Genomic DNA, 21841 nt, shown 5'->3' on the forward strand with positions numbered 1-21841 from the left:
TAGAAACAGCTTTCTATTTTGATTACATGCCCGGACCCCTACCTCTAAGTGTAATCAATTAATTACTATTTATTTATGAGAGTTTTAATGTATATATATTAGTATTATGCGACCTTAGAACCAATGAAAGACCAATCCCTGGCTGCCAAAACAGTAAACAGGACAGCATCCTATTTGTCGCCAATCGATCCACTTAAATTACTCCAGTCAATTGTGGATGTTATTTTCGTAATAGACGAAAAAGGATATTTCCAATATGTTAGTCCTTCATGCTACCAGTTGTTGGGATATGAGCACACTGAATTAACAGGCGAATCATTTATAAAGTTTATCCACCCGGACGATATTGATAAAACATTACGCATGGCCAGACAGGCTACGCCTGATTCCCGAACCTCTAATTTTGAGAACAGGTATCTCCATAAGGATGGCACAGTAATACCTATTATCTGGTCGGGAAGATGGGATGAAAATGAAAGGATGCTGTATTGTACTGCCAGGGATGGTTCAGAAAAATATGAAGTGGAACACAGGCTTCAAAAAGCACAGCAGATGGCAAGGGTGGCGAATTATGAATTCGATGTGATAAACAACTCCTATACCTATACCTCCGATACCTTGTTTGAGATCTTTGGGCTCGACAGGTCAATTTACCCTGAGTTTACATCAGAGCTTTTTTGGAGTATGGTTCACCCTGAAGATCTTTCATTTGTCAGGCAAACGATATTGCAGCCAGATCTTTTTATCAATTCGCAGCATGAATATCGTATCATCCGTCCCGATGGCAAAGTGGTATACATCAGCAGGCATCGCGAGGTAATCAGGGATGAAGAAGGTAATCCTTTAAAAACCATAGGCACTTTACAGGATATTACCATTCAAAAGAAAGGTGAACTGGCTGTGCAGCAAAGTGAGGTGCGCTTTAGATCCCTGGTTGAAAATGGTAATGACCTGGTGGGTATAATAGATATAACAGGGAAATACATATTTGTCGGCATGAATGTTAATATCCATTTGGGATATGAAGCTGAAGATATGGTTGGCAAAAATGCTTTAGAATTCATTCATCCCGATGATGTCGGTGCCATTACTGATATCCTGCACCAAATTAATAATGCACAAACTATCAATATTCCCCCTTTTCGATTCATCAATAGTAAAGGCGAATACCGTTGGGTAGAAACTACCATTTCCAACCACCTGGATAACCCGGTTATTGGAGGATTGGTCACCAACTCAAAGGATATTACAGAAAAAAAATTAAAAGATGATGAACTCAGGTTAAGTGAACAACGGTTCAAAGCACTGGTGCATAATGGATCGGACCTGATTGTAATCATTGACGATAAAGGCAGCTTTAATTATATCAGCGATAATGTAAAATCGGTATTAGGCTATATTCCTGAGGAAATGTTAGGAAAAAACGCACTTGAGTTCATACATCCTGAGGATATTGAAAAAGCGTCTTTCGAGATCCAAACACTTTTACATGGGAATAAAACTCCGAAAGGAGTACAGCACCGATTTAGAAACAAAAATGACCAATGGGTATGGATGGAATCAAAGGGAAGCAATCATTTAAACAATGAAACATTAAAAGGAATTTTGGTTAACTCGCGAAACATTGATGACAGGGTAAGGCTGCAGGAACGGCTGAACCAGGAATTGATGAATAAGCAGAAAGAGATAACTTCTGCAGTAATAAAGACACAGGAAGCAGAGCGCTCACAACTTGGCCTGGAACTTCATGATAATGTCAACCAGATACTGACCACGGTGAAACTATATAATGAAATGTACCTGACCGGTTATTTGCAGGATAAGGAATTGTTGGTCAAATCCACACAGTACACACAGGATTGCATCAATGAGATCAGGAATATTTCTAAAAGACTTTCAGCACCTACGCTTGGAAAAATATCTATTAAGGATTCGATCAAAGAATTGATCAATTCCATCAATCTTACAAAACGATTAGAGATCATTTACCTGCCGCATGGCATTGACCAATACGCAGCTTCAGAGGACCTTCATTTATCCCTGTACAGGATCGTCCAGGAAAGCCTGAACAACATCATAAAATATTCGGATGCCCAGGTAGCCAGTGTAGAGATCATTCGGCAGGAAGGCTCACTGATCCTAAAGATCTGTGACAATGGAAAGGGATTTGATACTTCTACAAAAAGAGGTGGTATAGGCATTACCAATATGAAGACAAGAGCCGAGAATCTGAATGCATCTTTCCGGCTAACCAGCGCTCCCGGGCGGGGTTGCCAGATTGAGATCTGCTTTCCTTTATATGAAGAAGCTGCTGATTGAACCGGATGTTGTAGGTACGCAACCTGGTTATTGTCCATCATTTTCCGTGCAGGGACAATCTTTAACCAGCCTTTTTACATAGCAGGATAAAACACTGGTTTTCTCGCTGCATTGCATAAAACTGACCTGCAAGGTTTGCCCCCCTGAAATCAACCCCTGTAATACAATTTTGGGGCAGGGCCTATGGTTGCGGTCACTCCGGCTAAAATTAATAATGCCTTTAGTGATCACCCTTTCGATATCTTTTTCCTGTACCCCATAACATTGCTTTTGACATATTGCCTCCGCAGTATATACAATGATCCCGGGTTTCCTGTTGAATAATTCTGTCTTTCTGGGCTCATGTTGAATACGTGAAACAACAATGGCTAATACAGTAAGCACCAGGCAAAGTGAAAAAATGACATTCTTCTCTTTCATTGGTTGCAGCAATATAATTATTCTTCAAGCTACAATCTACCGTTTCCTCTTTAAGCTGGAAGGTTTAGGGTAAAATACCCCTCTTAACATTTTCATAATACCTTTTGATGATTTCAGCCATCCCCACCCTTTTGCCTAACTTTGCCGCCTCATGGAAAAACAGCGTTCAGTTGCCTTTCATACTCTTGGTTGTAAGCTGAATTTTTCAGAGACATCCACTCTTTCCAGGACACTGGAGGCGGAAGGTTTTCTGAAAAAAGAGTTTGAAGAAAAGGCTGACGTATATGTGATCAACACTTGTTCTGTTACAGATAATGCTGACAAGGAATGCCGGCAACTGGTGAGACGCATTCAACGGAAAGCTCCTGAAAGCCTGGTGGTCATAACGGGTTGTTATGCCCAGCTTAAGCCCAAAGAAATATCTGGCATTCCCGGGGTGGACCTTGTATTGGGAGCCGCCGAAAAATTTAATATAGCCCAGCACTTAAAGGAGCTCACAAAAGGCGATTCTGCCCGCATAAGCAGTTGTGATATAGACGAAGTTTCGGGATTTAATGCTTCTTATTCACTTAATGACCGCACCCGCACTTTTTTAAAGGTGCAGGATGGTTGTGACTACACTTGTGCTTTTTGTACTATACCAATGGCAAGAGGTAAAAGCCGCAGTGATACCATTGCCAATGTCATCCATAATGCCCGGGAACTGGCTCAAAATGGAGTTAAAGAGATTGTATTGACCGGGGTAAACCTGGGAGATTTTGGAAAGGGAGCAGACGGAGCCAGGAAGCATGCTGAAGACTTTTACGGTCTTGTCAGGGAATTGGAACATGTGGATGGAATTGAACGTTACCGCATCTCTTCCATCGAACCCAACCTGTTGAATGAAGAAATCATACAGTTTGTAGCAACCAGCAAAAAGTTCATGCCTCATTTTCATATACCGCTCCAAAGCGGGAGTAATGAGATACTGGCACTAATGCGCCGGAGGTATAAAAGAGAATTATACGCAGAAAGGGTGCAACTGATCAAAGAATTGATGCCCGACTGTGCCATTGGAGTAGATGTAATCGTTGGTTTTCCAACTGAGTCTGATGAACATTTTAATGATACTTACCAGTTTTTACATAGCCTGGATGTATCCTACCTGCATGTTTTTACGTATTCAGAAAGAGACAATACCAGGGCACTTGAAATAAAACCGGTTGTTCCTATGGCTGTCCGGCATGAAAGAAATAAAATATTGCGCAACCTGAGTTATATGAAGATGCAATATTTTACCGAACAGCACAGGGGAGAAACCCGGAAAGTCCTATTTGAAGGACATGAAAAAGCAGGAATGATGGAAGGTTATACAGATAATTACATCCGGATCAATACCCCCTACCGTGCGGAATGGGCCAATAAAATAGTTGATTGGAAAATTTAAGGCACCCAGAAATGAATAAATACCTGGCCATAATAGAATTTGTCTGGAACGAAGAAGCGATGAAGATCATCCAGGAACACCGCGAGTACATCAATAACCTTATAGATGAACAGGTGATTGAACATTACGCAGTCAGTATGGAAATTCAAACAGTATGGGTCACTATCAATGCACAGAATAAAATGTCTGCCCGAAAGATCCTCAATAAATCACCTTTTAAGAAATTCTGGAAACTGCAAATCCACGAACTGATCATATGGGATGGCCAGAATTATCGCTTGCCCATCGTTCAGTTAAATTGATAAGGTATTAGCCTTTTCTTATCCACTGACCAATGGCAAGCGCCAGCGCTAAAAATAAGGATGCTCCGGCCAATGCCAGTTTTTTGGGATCATTTTTCATAGCTTAAAGGTAGGAATAACAAAAAGTAGGATGAAATAAAATAAGCATTTTAAAATGGCTTACAATCACTATTTCCAAAAATTAGCGCATATGGATCTACATCAGGATAAACCAACAATCTTACCATCCTCATCTATGTCCATCAACTCAGCCGCGGGGTAAGAAGGAAGACCAGGCATGCGCATAATATCTCCTAAAATAGGAACAATAAAGCCGGCACCAGTGGCCCATTCAAATTCTCTTACAGTAACAACAAAATCATGGGGTCTTGATAATTTCTTTTCATCATCACTGAGGCTCTTGGGAGTTTTAGCCATACATACCGGCATCTGGTCGAAGCCCAGTTTCTTGATCTCCTTCAGGCCCTGCTTGGCCTTTTGCGAATACTCCACTCCCTTTGCCCCATACATTTCGGTGGCAATACAATGAATTTTTTCTTCAACAGAAATATTCCAATTGTATAAAGGCTGAAAATGATTTTTACTAACTTCAATACTTTTAACCACTTCATTGGCCAGTTCTACAGACCCTTCACCACCATCGGCAAATGCTGTTGATATCACCGCCGTGGTCCCCATTTTTTCACAACATTGTTGCGTAAACTCTATTTCTTCTGTACTGTCGCCCGGGAAAGCATTCAGAGCTATTAAAGGTTGCAATCCATACTTCTGGATGTTCTCTATATGTTTCTGCAGGTTGGCTATGCCTTTTTGTACTGCTTCAAGATCAGGATATTGTAAAGCATCTTTTTTTACACCGCCATGATGCCTTAAAGCCCTGATGGTAGCAACAATTACTACTGCCTCTGGTTTTAGCCCACCGGTCACACATTTAATATTGAAAAACTTCTCAGCGCCCAGGTCAGCTGCAAATCCTGCTTCTGTGATCACATAATCCGACAAGGATAGTCCCATCCTGGTTGCGATAATTGAATTGGTACCTTGCGCAATGGAAGCAAAGGGGCCACCATGCAGGATAACAGGTGTGCCTTCCAGTGATTGCACCAGGTTGGGTTTAATGGCATCTTTTAATAAAACGGCCATAGCACCTACAGCTTTCAGGTCCCTGGCGAAAACAGGTCCACCCTCGTAGGTAAGACCTATATAGATATTACCCAGCTTTTCTTTCAGATGATTAAAATCTCTCGCCAGGCAAAGTATGGCCATTATCTCTGAAGCAGGTGTTATATTAAAACCATCTTCCCTTGGCACTCCATTGGCCGTTCCGCCAAGGCCTACTATAATCTTACGCAGGGCGCGATCATTCATATCCATCACCCGTTTCCATACGATGGTCCGGGGATCTATATTTAAGCCATTAGGATGTTGCAAATGATTATCAATCAGCGCGGCCAACAAATTATTGGCCCTTTCCACTGCCGTAAAATCGCCTGTAAAATGCAGGTTGATGTCTTCCATGGGAATGACCTGTGCATAACCACCTCCTGCTGCTCCCCCCTTCATGCCAAACACGGGACCTAAAGAAGGCTCCCTCAATACCGCCATTGCTTTTTTGCCAATCCTGATCATTCCATCAGCCAGGCCAATGCTCATGGTAGTCTTACCTTCACCCGCAGGCGTAGGTGTCATGGCTGTTACCAATATTAAATGGTGTTGCCTGATCTTATCTTCATCTATCAGTGAAAGGGGAAGTTTGGCTTTATACTTTCCATAATATTCAAGCAATTCTTCATCAATACCAACCTGGGAAGCTATTTTCTTTATATGCGTTATTGGTGCTCTTTGGGCAATTTCGATGTCAGAAGGAAAGGTGACCATTGCTTAACATTTTGATCACAGCAACTTAGTAAAAGAACATTACCAACAGGATGAGCAGAATCAACAGCTATACTTACCATTATCATATGATATTCCTTGAAATAATTAAATATTTCAATTACAGTTATCTGTTAGGTTTAGAAGTTGATAATCAATTCATACAATCAACTCTTTATTTCTTCAATTACAGGAAAAGGATTTAACTAACAGATACCCCGATCAGTTTTCCAATTCCAAATGTTATAGCTGCTGCTATAAGACCAAATAGCACCTGCCTGAATCCGGAAAACCAAAGGTTCTTACCTGTAAATAATGTAATGGCACTCCCTATGAGGAATAGCCCTATTGCACTGAAAATGACGCTTAGTATGATAGCTTTCATGCCGGCTGTGAAAATGAAAGGACATAGCGGAATTATTGCGCCTACTGAAAATAAAATAAAGGAATAAACAGCTGCCTGTAATGCCGAACCTTTTAATTCCTCCGTATTGATCCCTAACTCTTCTCTTACGAGTATCTCATGTGCTGAACCTGTATCTTTCATGATGTCTGCTGCCATCTGGTAAGCCTGGTTCTCTGGAATGCCCTTAGCGATATATATCAGTGCTATCTCTTTCATCTCTCCTTCCGGATTCGTTTCCAACTCTTCCAGTTCTATGGCCATCTGGTTTTCATACAATTCCTGTGAGCTTTTTACAGATATCCACTCTCCCAAAGCCATAGACAAGGCACCGGCCAATAGCCCGGCCACTCCTGCCAGCAACACTTCACTTCCGCCAGCAGTAGCACCTGCTACTCCCATAACCAGGCTAAAGTTTGACACCAATCCATCATTCCCGCCCAGCACAGCAGCGCGGATCGCATTCCCACCTACCGAGCGGTGCCTGCTTTCAAATTTAGATAGCTGTGTCCCCGTTACCTTTTGTTGTTTCTCCAATATGGAACGTAGAATATTAACATGAGTAGCTTCTGTTCCTTTTAGTTTCTGCCTGTTCTTTTCCATACTAGTGACCACTGCATTGGAAATGCTTTTTTCTGTATCCATCAATGAGCCCAAAACATAGTCATAGCCAAAAACTTTTCCAATGATATTAAGGGTCTTTGCCCGCCAGGAGGGTTTTAGTAATTGACCCAGGTCTAGGTTTTGCTTTACAGCAAATGCTTCCGCATGACCTTTTTCTATACCACTCATTTGACGGTATACATAGGCGATCGTAGGATCTTCTTCGTGCGTTGCCAACTGCTCATACAGGTAATGGGCATCAATTTCTGTTTGGATAGCTTTATTATTTTTCACTTCGATGCTTTTTAATCTACTTTTTGATTATTGACTGGATCAACATCCACCATTTTTCATTGTATTAGCATGCTGTCAAACTATAAACAGGGGGTGGATCCTTAAATGTAGAGTAATTAAACTTCCGCAACAATAACGGTAGTCATGCCCGGTAATGATCTATAAATATATTGTGGATGCATTCATTGTAAGATGCACTATCAATTATAATCCTATAAGAGAAAGGATATAAAAGGGACAAATCGGCCCTATATACGATTCTATGTATAAATAATATGACAAAAAAAGCCCCGGCAGTGCCAGGGCTCTTCAATATATAAGTTGTTATCAAAAGGCTTTCACCTTTTGGGATGCTGCATGGGAATTTTTATAAGATACGCCCATCTCATTAAAAAGGAAAGCAAAACGGTCTGCAATTTCATCTATGACCATGGAGGTAGGTTTTCCTGAACCATGCCCCGCCTTTGTCTCAATTCTTATAACAACAGGGTTGGTGCATTGTTGCGCAGCCTGTAATTCAGCTGCAAACTTGAAAGAATGTGCAGGCACCACGCGATCATCATGGTCTCCCGTAGTGATCAGGGTTGATGGATAACATACTCCCTTCCTTACATTATGAACAGGTGAATACTTTAGCAGGTAGCCAAACATTTCTGCATTATCATCAGCAGTGCCATAATCATAGGCCCATCCCGCGCCGGCTGTAAATTTATGATAGCGCAGCATATCCATAACCCCAACGGCAGGCAATGCCACCCGGAAAAGCTCTGGTCGCTGTGTCATGCAGGCCCCTACTAATAAGCCTCCGTTGGAAGCGCCGCTGATGGCCAGGAATTGAGGACTGGTGATCTTCTCTTTTACCAGGTATTCAGCAGCAGCTATATAATCATCAAAAACATTTTGCTTATTCATTTTAGTACCAGCCAGATGCCATTGATCTCCATATTCACCGCCTCCTCTTAAATTAGGGACAGCGTACACTCCGCCATTTTCCATAAATACAATATTGGAAACGCTAAATGCAGGCATAACATTCACATTGAAACCACCATAACCATACAAAAGCGTGGGATTCTTCCCATTTAAAGCAATGCCTTTCTTATGGGTAATGATCATTGGGATCCTGGTACCATCCTTAGAAGGATAAAACACCTGCCTGCTTTCATATTGAGACGGATCAAATGATACATTGGATTTTTTAAAAACAGTTGATTTGCCTGTAGCCAGGCTATATTTAAAAATGATAGCCGGATATATATAGGAGCTAAAAGAATAATATACATCCTGCTCATCCTTTTTTGCCCCAAACCCTCTTGCGCTGCCCAGTCCGGGAAGTTGGATCTCTTTTTCTTTTTTGCCTGACAGATCATATTGAACTACCTGCGAAACTGCATCCTTTACATACGCAGCAAAGAACTTTTGTCCACCAGTGGAAACATTCAATGGAAATTTTGTTTCAGGAATAATGTCCTTCCAGTGCTCCGCTGTAGGCGTGATTGCATCTGTTACTATCAAACGATTGTTGGGAGCGTTTTTATTGGTTAGTATATAGAGCTTGCCCCTGTTGGCATAGACCACATTCTGGGTTGTTTCAAACCCTGTTACTACAGGAACAATAGAAGCTTCCTTCTTTGTCAGGTCCTGGATATACAATTCATTACCTGTAGTAGCAACAGCAGCCTGGATAACAAGGAAATTCTGATCTTCGGTAACATAGGCCTGCACATATCGCCTTGGGGTCTGCGCACCCCCAAAGACCAACACGTCATTGCTTTGTGGCGTGTTAAGCTTATGAAAATATAATTTGTGCTGATCGGTTTTAGCAGATAACTGGCTGCCATCCTTCGGCACATCATATGTGCTGTAAAAAAATCCCTCATTTCCTTTCCATGAAATGTTGCTGAACTTAATATTCTGTAGCGTATCGCCTACCCGCTCTTTGGATGCAGCATTAATTACTATGATTTTACCCCAGTCCGATCCCCCTTCAGAGATGATATAAGCGCATAAGGACCCATCCCTTGTAAAATGAGTGCTGGATAGAGAAGTGGTTCCATCCACTGAAAACTTGTTTGGATCCAGGAAAATTTCAGCCTTGCCACCTTGCTTCTGCCGATACAATATGAACTGGTTTTGCAAACCATCATTTTTATAGAAATAAGTGTAGCCACCCTCCCTGAATGGAACAGAATACTTTTCATAATTCCATAACTCCGTCAGACGGTCTTTGATGGCATTACGAAAGGGAATCTTTGTGAGGTAATTATCGGTTACTCTATTTTCCTCTTTTACCCATGCCGCTGTTTCTTCACTCCTGTCATTTTCCATCCAGCGATAGGGATCCTTTACAGTTGTCCCGAAAAACACATCTTCCTGGTCGCTCATCCTGGGTTTGGGGTACTGATCTTTTGTAATTCCTTGCTGGGCCATAGTGGTGAGGCTAAAAAAGCTGCAAATCAAAAGCATTCCTTTCATGTGCGATCATTTTCAGTTAAAATATTCAAGCTTAAGGTGGCTAATGGCCATATTGTTGAACCCTAAACTTTTATTGATGGCTAATATATAATTTTAAATACTTTTAATCTTCCCGATTTACAAACAACCAAATTACCGGGAAGAATTAACCGGGATATATTGTAAATGTCCAGGAATAAGCAGGAGGAAATTACATCCTTTGCTTTCAGGAATTATGTCCATGGGATTGAAGGGCCTTTTCAGTATTTTCTTCCGATGATCGGATGGGCAGCCTGACGGTCAATAAACAACCTTTGCCTTCTGAGGATTCAATTTTTAATTCACCACCCAAAACTTTTGTACGGCTTAAAATATTATTGAGACCAATGCCACTTCTTTGAGCGTGTACATCAAAACCCTTTCCATTATCCTTTATTTGTAATGTTGTTTTATGTTCTTCCTGGGATAGGCTAATGAAAACTTCTGTAGCTCCGGCGTGTTTCACAATATTATTCAATTGTTCCTGCATAATCCGGTAAATAGCCAGCTTCTGATCTTTTACCAGGGATATTTTATAACGCTCATATTCAAAATGTATAAAGATCCTGGATGAACTCGCTACTGTTTCTATTAACACCTTAAGGGAATCTACCAGCGAATGTGTTCCCAATGTGGGAGCAGATAAGGCATGAGACAGATTTCTTATTTCAGTAATGCAGTTCATGATGTGGTGAATGGATTTTGGCAATAACTGGTCCCGCATATCAGGATTTCCAATAGCCATATCCAGGTATAGTTTAACAGTTGTCAAAATCTGGCTTACATTATCATGCAGTTCATGACCAATTGATTCTCTTTCCCTTTCCTGCGCTAAAATGATCTGCTTTGTCAGCTTCCGCTGAAAACGCTTTTGCTCCTTCAATAAATGTTGCTCCATTTCCTTACGCAGTGTGATATCACGAATGTTGATCACCAGGTGATCTTTATTTGTAGAGTCACGGAATATGCTGCAGGCAATTTCACCGATAAAGCTGGTTTCATCAAGGCAGGTAAAACATACCTCTTTTTCCAATTCTGTTTTATCCGAACAGGTAAATTTTCCCAGGTCAATTTCAGGCGTTGAATGAAGAAATAATTGCCTGAATAATACCTGTCCACTATCAGCTACCCCTACTTTAAATAGATGGAAGGCTGCTTCGTTGATAGCTTCAATATGTCCGCAAGGTGCTAAAAGAATAATGCCATCATGGCTATTCTCAAATATAGAGCGATATCGGGCCTCACTATCCTTGATCTTCTTGTCGCTTTTCCTTTGCCAAATCAATACTGCGCTGATCAATACCGTAAAAAGAACGAGCATTATGGTTACAATCGCCGCATACAGGTAATCTCTTTTTGCCCGTTCATAGAAATTGGAAAGCACATCTTCCCTGGCACTGCCAACGGTTGCAATTACCGGGTAGCCTTCCAGTTTCCTGTAACTAAAAAAACTTGGGATACCATATATGGCATCCCTGGCAAAATAATTTCCTACTGGCTGTTGGGCAACATGTTGAAACAATGGACTTTTACGGATATTTTCACCTGAGCTTTCCTTTTTCCCTTTTCTCCTGGCGTAAGTAATCCCATCTGTAGCAATCAATGAAAGTATATCATGATCTTTAAGATTAGCGTTGGAATAAAATTGGGTAAATGCAGAAGGCTCTATTTGAACAGCGACTGTGCCACCAAAGCTTCCATCAGGCTTATTGATCCTCCTGCTAAAAACTACCACGGTTTTATTGATAGTCCTTGACAACAGGGGCCTGCTTATATACAGATCATTCTGGTGTGTTATATGGTATTTAAAATGCTCCCTGTCTGCCAGGTTGGTTTGAGCATTAGGATAGAAATTAAAATCATTCAATACAAGGTTTCCCTTTTCATTTATTATGGCAATTCCTTTAAAATATTTATTGTCAATCACTCCATGCTTAAAAAGGGAATTGAAATCTATTCGTCCGCCACTCTTTTCATATTCCATTTTCACCAGCAGCAAAACGGCATCTGCATTTTTTATGGTACGGATGGCATACTGCTCTAAAGAAACAACAAGGTTAGCATTACGCTGTATCGCTGTTGTTACAGTATGGTTTCTGTCCCGTTCTATTTGTTGCAGTATCTGGTTCCAGATAAGAAAAACGAGAAGCACGCAAAAGGCAGCCAGGATGAGAATCAACATCCTGGTCTTAACATATAGTTTATTCATGGCTGGCAGTAAACCCCGGAGCAGATAATAAACACTTCATAAAAACGGCAGGTTGCCAGGGATTTGAGATGGTTCATAGTATTGGTTCTTAATGCATAGCAAAAAAATACATATTTTTTTATACTTATGAGAAAAATCATACCCTGTAAGCGTATTCCCTTATAAAAAATCGTATACCCAATTGAAAATTGGTTTGCCTTTGCTTAATGAATAAATTTTTATAATAGTTTATTGGTGGCTAATCATAGAAATGATGAGTTATAATTAGAAGAAACTTCCTTTTAAGTAATTTACACAAACAGCATTTATATCCTAATCAGCAAATAAGGGTATAATTTTTATAGCATTAACACTATTACACAACCACTAATGAAGAAGAAACTTTTTGCTTCAAACCTCGTACCCTTAATAATCACCATTTCAACCTGTTGGCTTTTCTCTGGTTGCAGCAATATAAATTATGATTTCCCCGTAGGATATGATCTCAAAAAACCCCAGGTGCAGCAATTAGGAAAAGTAATGAATGAAATCTCGGGACTTGCATACGATCCTGTGGGACCCTCATTAATAGCCATTTCAGATAGCAAGGACAAGATCATCCAGATTGGACTTAAAACGAAAAAACTTAAGGATCTGAAAGAACATATTGTTGGTCCGGATAGTGATATAGAAGATATTGTAGCATCAGATACTGCTTACTACCTTTTATCCAGTTGGGGCGAGATCGTTGAAGTTCCGGTAAAAGCTACAGACAGTACTACCAATCGAACTTTTGATCTCAATTTACCAGGTCAAAATGATTTTGAAACCTTGTATTTTGATCCAACAGCAAATGGTTTGATTTTAATTTGTAAGACCTGTGCTCATGAGAAAGGTAAAAATATCCGTACAGCGTTTCGCTTCGATCTACAAACAAGGACATTCGACAGTTTAGCTTTTTTTACTTTCAGTAAAGATGAAGTTCAACGCATATTGAAAGATGATGATGTACAATTCGACCCATCTGCTGCTGCTATTCACCCTATCAATAAACGATTATATATTCTTTCAGCTGCCAGTCATTTGCTGGTGATCGCTGACACCAGGGGAAAGATCATGGAAGCTTATAAACTTAACCCAGACCTCTTTCCCCAGGCAGAAGGAATTGCGTTCGCACCTAATGGAGATATGTATATTTCAAATGAAGGTAAATTTGGAAGTCCCACCCTGCTATTTTTCCCTTATAAAACACCAGGCAATAAAACTTCAAAATAACTGTTCCGGGCTTAATGCCACCTGGAAAATCAGTGAGTTTGTAATTACTTACAAATTATTCAACAAAGTGCCAGCATACGCCTGCCAGGTCAATAATGTTTACTTCCTTTCCATAGGGTTGCATTGTTACTGCACCAACCCTGATTCCAAATCTTTCAGCCAGTTGCTTTTCAATGACCATTTGCCGGAATTGCTCTACGTTATCCACCCTTACATTGATCATAAGATTTTCTGCAAATTCCTTGTTATCGTAATGCTGCAAAATAAATTTACATCCATCCCTCTCAAACCCTACATAATCACCGGCATCCCAATTGATCGTAAATCCCAATTCCTGGAACAGTTGTTTGGATGATCCGTGTTCCTTCCCGGAGGGAATAAATGGCTCTAAGGACAGAAGCTTCATGAGGTCTATTTTAAATTTCAAGTTAGTTAATAAGCAGTAACCTTACGGTAACAATTATGTAACAATAAGTAAAAATAGATCCTGCCGTATTTATGGCGAATCGTTGTTTCTTTGGACTCTCCTCAACGTACCAGTTTCCGTCCTTGCAGTCAGAAAAAAGCCAGGTTTACAAACCTGGCTTTTAGGGTGTTGTAATGAATACTTATAAAAATTGGAATTTAAATATCTATGCGTTGATAACTGACCATAGGCAGGTTGTGTCTTATCGTAATTAAAAAATGGATGTAGGTAAATAAGCTTATAAAAAATAAGACTATCCGTAATAGATTAAATTTATAGACCCGTGTCAAATGTATTCATTCGACTCCATCGGGGTCGCCTTCTAATTTAGCTTTTGGTACCATAAGATTTGATGTCTTCAACATCATTTCTCTCTCTTTATTATCCCGAAAGGATATATGTTTATAGCAATATATGCATCTAGGATATTCGACCCCATCGGGGTCGTATGATGTTTTAATATATGAGCTATAAACATGTGATGCTTTCAGCATCAGCTCTTTGTTTTTTATTCCTAAGGGGATTATATGTTTATAGTTTTAGTTGAATACATGAATCCCGACACAGTCAGTGTCGCACATTAACTTCTTAATTGGATAAAAAACAATTGATGACTTCAGCTCCAGTCTTTTACCTTTTCAATCCCGAAGGGATTAAATGTTTATAGTTTAATTGTACCTATAGGAACTCGACCCCATCGGGGTCGCATTCTATGAACAACATATGCCGTCAACACCTGGATGATTATTGTTCTAACCAATCAAATAAATATTCTGGCTTATGCTCAATAGCAAATTTGTCTAGAAACTCTATATATTCTTCCCTGAATGTTTTCTTTCAATGATGCTCTTTTTGTCGCCCGATATAGGCGATAACATGATCCAATGATGAATGACTGTAAGAAAACGCACCATATCCTTCCTGCCATTGAAAATGACCCGGAACTAAACGCTTGTCATTTATAAAAATATTTGATGCCTTTTTTACTTCTCTTACCAAATCTGCTAAACAACAAGAAGGACGCATACCTATTAGAAAATGTATGTGATCAGGCATCCCATTAATAGCTAGCATCTTTTGTTCCTTATTTTGAACAATGCCTGTGATATACCTATATAATTCTTCTTCCCATAAAGATTGCACCTGGCTTTCCCTACTTTTAACAGCGAATATAACCTGAATGTAAATCTGGGAAAAACTACCTGCCATCGTAAGATTATTTGATACTTATTATTTCCAAAAACGTATACAATTCTTGCCTAACAATTACAAGTTTAATCAATAAAGATTATTTTCCAAATGCTCCTTGCCAACTTAACAGTTAAAAACTCAATAAATAAGAATACTATTATTTTAATGCAGACCTGCAGGATTTAACTCATAATCTGCCACTGCTTACAAAGAATTTTACAGGGAGAAATACTTTGGCTGTCAACCCAAAAATTTGTTCCAGGCCTTACTCCTATTAACTTTCATGGCACTACCCCTTCCTTTGACATGCTGTTTATCATACAAACATGTTCCCAACCTCCTTTACTTGCGGCATAGCTTTGTTCAATAGTTTAATACCCGTTACAACTTCTTATAACTCTTTCGTATAGCAAGCAATCGTTAGCGTCCGCTGTTTCTACAGTGGACTTTTTTTATAATCCAGGGAAACAGGTTCTGCTAAAAATGAAGCCTGCCGGAATAAAAGGTCACCAGTTGCGGAAACCAATAGTGCTCCCAGGACAATATTGATCTATACATTTTAAGGGATAACCGATTCCTGTTTATAATTCTCTCATTTTTTACTTTCTTTACTGATGCCTTCCTCCAGGTTCATGATCATACTTACCCATATTGGGAGTTGGATATTGTTTTTCAGCCTTATATTGGGATTTACAGCCTCTTTTGAAGGAAACAATAGCCTGTTTCACCAGTTATTCTCTCTACCTTTTTTAATTTTCAGTGCCAGCTATATGGCCTTGTATTACCTCAATGGACAGGTATTGGTTCCTCGACTCTATTTGTCAAAGCGCCACCTGGCTTATTTTGCCGTATTGCTCTTCCTGTTATTTCTTGTGTTCTTACTGAAGCCTTTTGACCATTTTAACGGCCCCCATTCCCATCACCGTGATCTGCGTTTCCCACCTGGTGCTCCTTTTAACAGGCCCCCTGAACATCACCCACACCCGCGCATTGATATTATAAGCGTCATACTGTTCCTGATGGTGTGGGCCGTAAGCACTTCCCTTGTTATCATCAATCAATGGCGGCAAACTGAAAAGAGAGCCGCACAGGCGGAAGCTGATAAAACACAGGCAGAACTTTCTTTCCTGAAAGCACAGATCAATCCCCATTTTTTGTTCAATACACTCAATAATATTTATTCACTTGCCGTTATGAAGGCAGAAGCTACACCCCAGGCTATATTGAAACTATCGGGTATCATGCGCTATGTAACAGATGAAGTGGCGCAGGATAAAATGCCTCTTTCCCTGGAAGTGGAATGCGTCAGGAATTATATAGACCTGCAACAACTCCGGTTGAATGAAAAAGTGACCGTTGATTATGCCGTAGAAGGCTCAATGGAGCAATTGCAAATAGCGCCACTGGTCTTAATGACCTTTGTAGAAAATATTTTTAAGTATGGCATCAGCAGCCATGAAACTTCCGTTATTACAATCAGGATATCCGTAAAGGATCACCTGCTTGATTTTTTTTGCCAGAACAGGATATTTCAGACTGGCAACTCAACTGGGCGGCCTGGAATAGGTATTGAAAATACTAAAAAACGTTTACAATATTTATATCCCGGTATGCATACTTTGCAGATACAAACGGATCATGATCAATACATCGTTCACTTAGAAATGCATTTATAATATATCATCTTTTGGCTCCTAAAAATTCCATAAAATGTATTGCAATCGATGACGAGCCACTGGCCCTGGAGTTGCTTAAAACCTACGTAAGTAAATACCCCGAACTTGAGTGGGTGCAAAGTTTTACAGACGCTGTTGCGGGGCTGGAATTTTTGCGAAGCCATATACCTGATCTGTTATTCATCGATATCAATATGCCGGATCTCAATGGACTTGAACTGGTTCAGGCCCTGCCCGTGAAGCCTATGGTTATTTTCACAACGGCTTATAAAAAATTTGCCGTTGACAGTTATGATCTGGACGCAATAGATTACCTGCTAAAACCAATTGAGCCCGAACGATTTACCAGGGCGGTTCAAAAAGCCATTGAACAGTACAGGTACAGAAACAGCATTAATAAAAAAGAAACTGAATCCTTTTTTGTCCGGTCGGAATACCAGCTGGTAAAGATCTATTTTGATGCCATTGAATTTATCGAAAGTGTGGATGATTATCTCAAGATCCACCTACGCGAAGGAAGACCTGTTATGACCCTTATGACCCTGAAATCCATACTCGAGAAATTACCCTCCGATCAGTTCAAACGCATACACCGGAGCTATATAATACCACTTTCGAGAATTCAATCTGTTGTGAACAGAAAAGTAAGGCTAACCAAAACCGAATTACCTGTGGGTGACAGCTATATCAGCCTGCTTCAGGAATGGATGCGCAAATAAGTAAATCGCGAACTCCGGTACATTCTTCCTCTTCATCGATAGACTTTTCCTGATCATTAAACCAAAATACTTCAGAAGCATCTACACCCGTTGAACCAACCAATGTTTGCCTATAATAAAGTTTTACCTGCTCTATTATTTACAAAAACAATTATTTATGAAGAAGACTATTATCCCTTTAAGGACATTACCCGTTATTGCAACTGCCCTATTGATTTTATCATCCTGCCAGAAAAATGACCTGGGCAACAGCCAGCAGGACACTACTTCCACCGCCATTGCAGTACCTGCCAGTTTATCATCTATTTCGGGTGCTGCTTCCGGTTCCGGCGTAACAGACAGCGTGTATGTGATGCAAAACTGTGGACGCGGCGGACACCGTGACTCAGTGGCAGCAACAACACTTCCTGCCACTATTGAAACATACCTTTCTGCTAACTATGCTGGCTATACATTTAATAAGGCCTTTGCCATTAAAAACAGTACAGGTACGCTTACAGGTTATGTCACTATTATTTATTTCAATGACAAACCGGTAGGCGTGGAATTTGACAGCGCAGGTAACTTTGTGCGGGTATTGGAACAGCGTGAAAAAGGAGACCTTGAAGGAGATGGCCACCACAGGGGCGGTCGCTTCGAACATAGAGATGGCCAGCAAAGAGATACTATTGCACTGGTTGCCCTCGATGCTTCCATTACTTCCTATTTTTCTGCCAACTATCCTGCTGACACACTGGTAAAAGCATTTCGCAACCGGGATAGCAGCATAGTGGTATTATCCCGGAACAATGGTATTTATGTCACCGTTTTCAATGCAACTGGCGGCTTTGTTCAAAGAAGCACGGTCGAACATACAAGAGGCAAATGTCAATCCATAGAATTGTCTCAACTTCCCTCAGCAGCTGCTGCCTATCTTGCGCAAACCTATCCTAACTATGTTTTTGATAAGGCCTTTTCACTGACAGAAAATGGTACCGTCAAAGGCTATGTGGTTATTATTGACGCCAACAATACTAAGTATGCCGTGGAATTTGATGCATCAGGAACTTTTGTCCGGGCCATCACCATTCATTAATTTATTAAAACACAAAAGCCCCGTGTTATTCCGGGGCTTTTGTGTTTGACTTGTTGCATAGTTTGCTACATGCTATCAATATTTAAATACTTTGCCGCCTGCCATCACCTGCCTGGTTTTCTCATCAAAGCTTGCTTTTTGTCCTGTATGCACTGCCGCATTGGTCATGATGCAGGCTATAGAATGATTGTACCCTGCTTCAACAGGTGCATTGGGCTGTTTGCGACTGCGGATGCATTCCATCCAGTTTCGCATATGCGCATTAGTCAGGGCATCACCGCCTGTATTGGCAGAGGCAATAACTGGCATATTCTTGTTCACCAGCTCCATTTCTGGCAGCAGGTTCGGTACCATCTTCATTTCATCAGCGAAATTCTTTTGCAGCCCTCCCGCAGGTGATATTTTATTGGTGATCAGGTTCAGCTCTCCCCCGTTGGAATAATAGATCTCCGAGGGATGTTCATCCCCATTATGCATGCGCGATGAAAACACCACCTGGAACCCCGTTGTAAGATCTTCCTTTGGGCCATAATCAAATACCGCTGTCATGGTATCCCAATTGCGACGCCCATCTTTCCACATATAAATGCCGCCATTGGCCACCACCGTTCTTGGGTGTGACAAACCAGAAAACCAATGCACTGTATCTATCTGGTGCGACATCCATTGACCAGGCATACCGGAAGAATAAGGCCAGAACAAGCGGTATTCCAAATACTTCCTTGGATCCCATGCCTCATAGGGCCTGTTCATCAAAAAACGCTTCCAGTCAGTATCCTGCTGTTTTATTTTAGCCACCAGTGCCGGTCGGCGCCAACGTCCCGGCTGATTGACATTCCAGCTTAATTCGACCATGGTGATGGGCCCAAATTTCCCTTCACGGATAAAATCTGCTGCGGCCATATAATTGGCGCCACTTCTTCTTTGCGAGCCCACCTGTACTATTTTCCCGGATGCTTTTACCGCTTTCAATGCTGCATTGGCATCATCCATTGTTTCGGCAAATGGCTTTTCCACATACACATCCCGACCTGCTTTCACTGCTTCAATGGTATGAAGTGCATGTTGAAAATCGGCAGTGCTGATAATCACTGCATCAATGTCTTTATTTTCATATAAGGATTCATTATTGTTATGAGCTTTCACCTCATGCCCGAATTTTTGTTGTAAAAGGTCACAGCCTTCTTCCCTTCGAAATTTCCATATATCGGAAACAGCCATTATATCGAAATTCAATTCTTTGTAGTGATTTAAAAAGCAGGGTAAATGCGAAAACCTGAAGCGGTCGGAAAATCCTATTACCCCCACATTTACCCTGTCATTCGCACCAATAATGCGGGCATAGCTCTTCGCACTAAGACCCATGGTCCCTAAATACATTCCAGCAGCAGCCTTAGAAGAATGGACAATAAATTTTCGCCTGTTGACTGACATACAATGAAGTTTAATGATTACAGATCATTTGGGTAATTATGATCTAAGTGTTGTTATTTCAATTCCTGTATCCTGATACTCCTGTAAGAAACGGCATCGCCATGATCCTGGATAAGAATATGTCCTTTTGGCGCCATACCAAACTCCGGCCATTTTTCATACTTGCTCCTGGCCACCAATGCATAATAATAGGGAGCACCGCGCTGGTATTCCAATACTTTCCATCCATTCAGCCAATGCTCTACCCTGTTGTCCGGATACACCACGATCATCCCCCGGTTCCACTCACCTATGGGGCGTCGCGCCCTGGGTTCCTTTAAAGAAGGGATCAGGTCATATAAAGAAGCCAGTGTCCTGTTACCTACCACACCCAGTTTGGCATCAGGATGCCTGGCATCATCCAGGATCTGGTACTCTAACCCTATGGCTGATCCTGCATTATTTTCTTTCTCCGTTACAAAATATTTAATACCACTGTTGGCACCTTCAGTTAGTTTAAAATCGAATTGCAAAATGAAGGCACTATACTCCTTTTCTGTAACTATATCACCTCCATTCGAAGACTCAGCGCCCCCCGAAGGAAGGACACTTAATATGCCATCTTTTATTTGCCATCCCTTTTCCGGGAACCTGTCTTTGTACGCTCCTCTCCAACCATGGGTGGTTTGCCCATCCCATAACAGGGACACGCCATTTTTTTTCTCAGCCGCAGATACATTGTTGGGTATAAGGTTGACTATAAATTGATGGGGGTTGGCCACAACTTTTGCAACGGCTTCCTGGATGCGCAAGTTGCGCCACCGGATCTGTTTTCCTTTTTCTTCTTTCTTGTTGATGGCATGAACCTGCAATGCAATAAAACCTTTGGGTCTCAGATCATCAATGACGTAGGCTGCAGGTACACCGTTGATCCACGTGCGTATTGATGTCCCATTACATTCTATACGCGCCTTATTCCAGTGTCCTTGCTTGAAAGCTGTTTTTGCGGAAGGATTCAGATCAAGGGGATACAACCAATCTCTACCAGATTCATCATAGATACCACCCGTCCAACTTCGTTGGGAAGGATCGATCTCATACTGGTAACCATACACCCTTCCCTCTTTATAGTCTGCCTTGCTGGCGCTTCTGAATTGTACGCCTGAATTCATACTGCTATCGACAAGGAATTCAAACTCCAGAATAAAATCACCATATTCCTTTTCAGTGGCCAGGAATGAATTGGGTTCATTCATAACGGTGGTTCCTATGATCTCACCATTTTGAACAGCATACTTTGCTTTACCATTTAACTGTCTCCATCCGGACAGATCTTTACCATTGAATAAATTTTTCCATAATGATGGAGATTGTGCTGTGCCTTGTAAGCTTGCATATAAAGCAGCAATAAGTAATAAGTTTTTATACATACGGTTACCGGAGTTGATAGTCATTAAAAAAGATCAGGATCAGCATTTTAAGGTAAACCATTTTGTTTCAGCGGAAAAATAATAGGCATGGGAAAAAAAGAAGGCTTAAAAAAAGAACTTGGAAATAAACCAGCCAACAGCCCAGAATGCGCTACAGCAAAGGATTTTAAAGCATAAAACCTTTTTTGCCATGGTAAAAAACAGGTAAACATGTATGGAAGGAGGAATTTTGATGGATTAGTTTTACTATACAAAGAAAATGATCAGCACCTG

The 21841-nt window shown here is 40.8% G+C and carries 16 protein-coding genes; 7 read left to right on the top strand and 9 right to left on the bottom strand.

Annotated elements, in window-relative coordinates; genetic code table 11:
* Window positions 1–123 precede the first annotated feature (123 nt).
* Window positions 124–2319: a PAS domain-containing sensor histidine kinase gene (locus tag BP74_RS02510; RefSeq protein WP_496370741.1), complete on the top strand. Its 2196-nt coding sequence runs from the start codon at window positions 124–126 to the stop codon at window positions 2317–2319.
* Between the two features lie 27 nt (window positions 2320–2346).
* Here the strand turns inward: BP74_RS02510 and BP74_RS02515 are convergent, their stop codons facing one another.
* Window positions 2347–2739, bottom strand: a complete 393-nt coding sequence (locus tag BP74_RS02515) for a DUF4258 domain-containing protein (protein ID WP_496370743.1) — start codon at window positions 2737–2739, stop codon at window positions 2347–2349.
* 151 nt (window positions 2740–2890) lie between these two features.
* Here BP74_RS02515 and mtaB point away from each other — a divergent pair, with 151 nt between their 5' ends.
* Window positions 2891–4165, top strand: a complete 1275-nt coding sequence (gene mtaB, locus BP74_RS02520) for a tRNA (N(6)-L-threonylcarbamoyladenosine(37)-C(2))-methylthiotransferase MtaB (RefSeq protein WP_496370745.1) — start codon at window positions 2891–2893, stop codon at window positions 4163–4165.
* Window positions 4166–4176: 11 nt separating this feature from the next.
* Window positions 4177–4467, top strand: a complete 291-nt coding sequence (locus BP74_RS02525; protein WP_496370747.1) for a hypothetical protein — start codon at window positions 4177–4179, stop codon at window positions 4465–4467.
* Window positions 4468–4668: 201 nt separating this feature from the next.
* On the opposite strand, the gene BP74_RS02530 is transcribed toward BP74_RS02525, so the two are convergent.
* The 4 genes from BP74_RS02530 to BP74_RS02545 all read right to left on the bottom strand — a co-directional run bounded on the left by BP74_RS02530 (window position 4669) and on the right by BP74_RS02545 (window position 12344).
* Window positions 4669–6345, bottom strand: a complete 1677-nt coding sequence (locus tag BP74_RS02530; RefSeq protein WP_496370749.1) for a formate--tetrahydrofolate ligase — start codon at window positions 6343–6345, stop codon at window positions 4669–4671.
* Window positions 6346–6544: 199 nt separating this feature from the next.
* Entirely contained in the window at window positions 6545–7642 is a 1098-nt protein-coding gene (locus BP74_RS02535; protein WP_496370751.1) for a VIT1/CCC1 transporter family protein, read from the bottom strand.
* 327 nt (window positions 7643–7969) lie between these two features.
* Entirely contained in the window at window positions 7970–10117 is a 2148-nt protein-coding gene (locus BP74_RS02540; RefSeq protein ID WP_496370753.1) for a prolyl oligopeptidase family serine peptidase, read from the bottom strand.
* Window positions 10118–10322: 205 nt separating this feature from the next.
* On the bottom strand, window positions 10323–12344 hold the full coding sequence (locus BP74_RS02545) for a cache domain-containing sensor histidine kinase (protein ID WP_496370755.1): 2022 nt from the start codon (window positions 12342–12344) through the stop codon (window positions 10323–10325).
* 369 nt (window positions 12345–12713) lie between these two features.
* Here BP74_RS02545 and BP74_RS02550 point away from each other — a divergent pair, with 369 nt between their 5' ends.
* Window positions 12714–13598, top strand: coding sequence for an SdiA-regulated domain-containing protein (locus tag BP74_RS02550; protein ID WP_496370757.1), 885 nt, complete (start codon window positions 12714–12716; stop codon window positions 13596–13598).
* Between the two features lie 55 nt (window positions 13599–13653).
* Here the strand turns inward: BP74_RS02550 and BP74_RS02555 are convergent, their stop codons facing one another.
* Both BP74_RS02555 and tnpA read right to left on the bottom strand, forming a co-directional pair.
* A complete protein-coding gene (locus BP74_RS02555; RefSeq protein ID WP_496370759.1) occupies window positions 13654–14004 on the bottom strand; it encodes a VOC family protein in 351 nt (116 codons plus the stop codon).
* 897 nt (window positions 14005–14901) lie between these two features.
* Complete coding sequence (gene tnpA, locus BP74_RS02560; protein WP_496370761.1) at window positions 14902–15273, bottom strand: IS200/IS605 family transposase; 372 nt, start codon at window positions 15271–15273, stop codon at window positions 14902–14904.
* Between the two features lie 596 nt (window positions 15274–15869).
* Between tnpA and BP74_RS02565 the strand changes: the two genes are divergently transcribed.
* From BP74_RS02565 to BP74_RS02575, 3 genes are all read left to right on the top strand, one after another.
* Window positions 15870–16931, top strand: a complete 1062-nt coding sequence (locus tag BP74_RS02565; RefSeq protein ID WP_496370763.1) for a sensor histidine kinase — start codon at window positions 15870–15872, stop codon at window positions 16929–16931.
* Between the two features lie 11 nt (window positions 16932–16942).
* Window positions 16943–17650 (top strand): LytR/AlgR family response regulator transcription factor, encoded by a 708-nt coding sequence (locus tag BP74_RS02570; protein WP_496370765.1) that lies wholly within the window; start codon window positions 16943–16945, stop codon window positions 17648–17650.
* Between the two features lie 157 nt (window positions 17651–17807).
* Window positions 17808–18725, top strand: a complete 918-nt coding sequence (locus tag BP74_RS02575; RefSeq protein ID WP_496370767.1) for a PepSY-like domain-containing protein — start codon at window positions 17808–17810, stop codon at window positions 18723–18725.
* Between the two features lie 75 nt (window positions 18726–18800).
* Here BP74_RS02575 and BP74_RS02580 read toward each other — a convergent pair whose 3' ends face one another.
* Window positions 18801–20159 (bottom strand): Gfo/Idh/MocA family protein, encoded by a 1359-nt coding sequence (locus BP74_RS02580; RefSeq protein WP_496370769.1) that lies wholly within the window; start codon window positions 20157–20159, stop codon window positions 18801–18803.
* A gap of 53 nt (window positions 20160–20212) precedes the next feature.
* Window positions 20213–21568, bottom strand: a complete 1356-nt coding sequence (locus tag BP74_RS02585; protein ID WP_496370771.1) for a 3-keto-disaccharide hydrolase — start codon at window positions 21566–21568, stop codon at window positions 20213–20215.
* Window positions 21569–21841 lie beyond the last annotated feature (273 nt).

The organism is Flavisolibacter ginsengiterrae DSM 18136, from assembly GCF_059568575.1.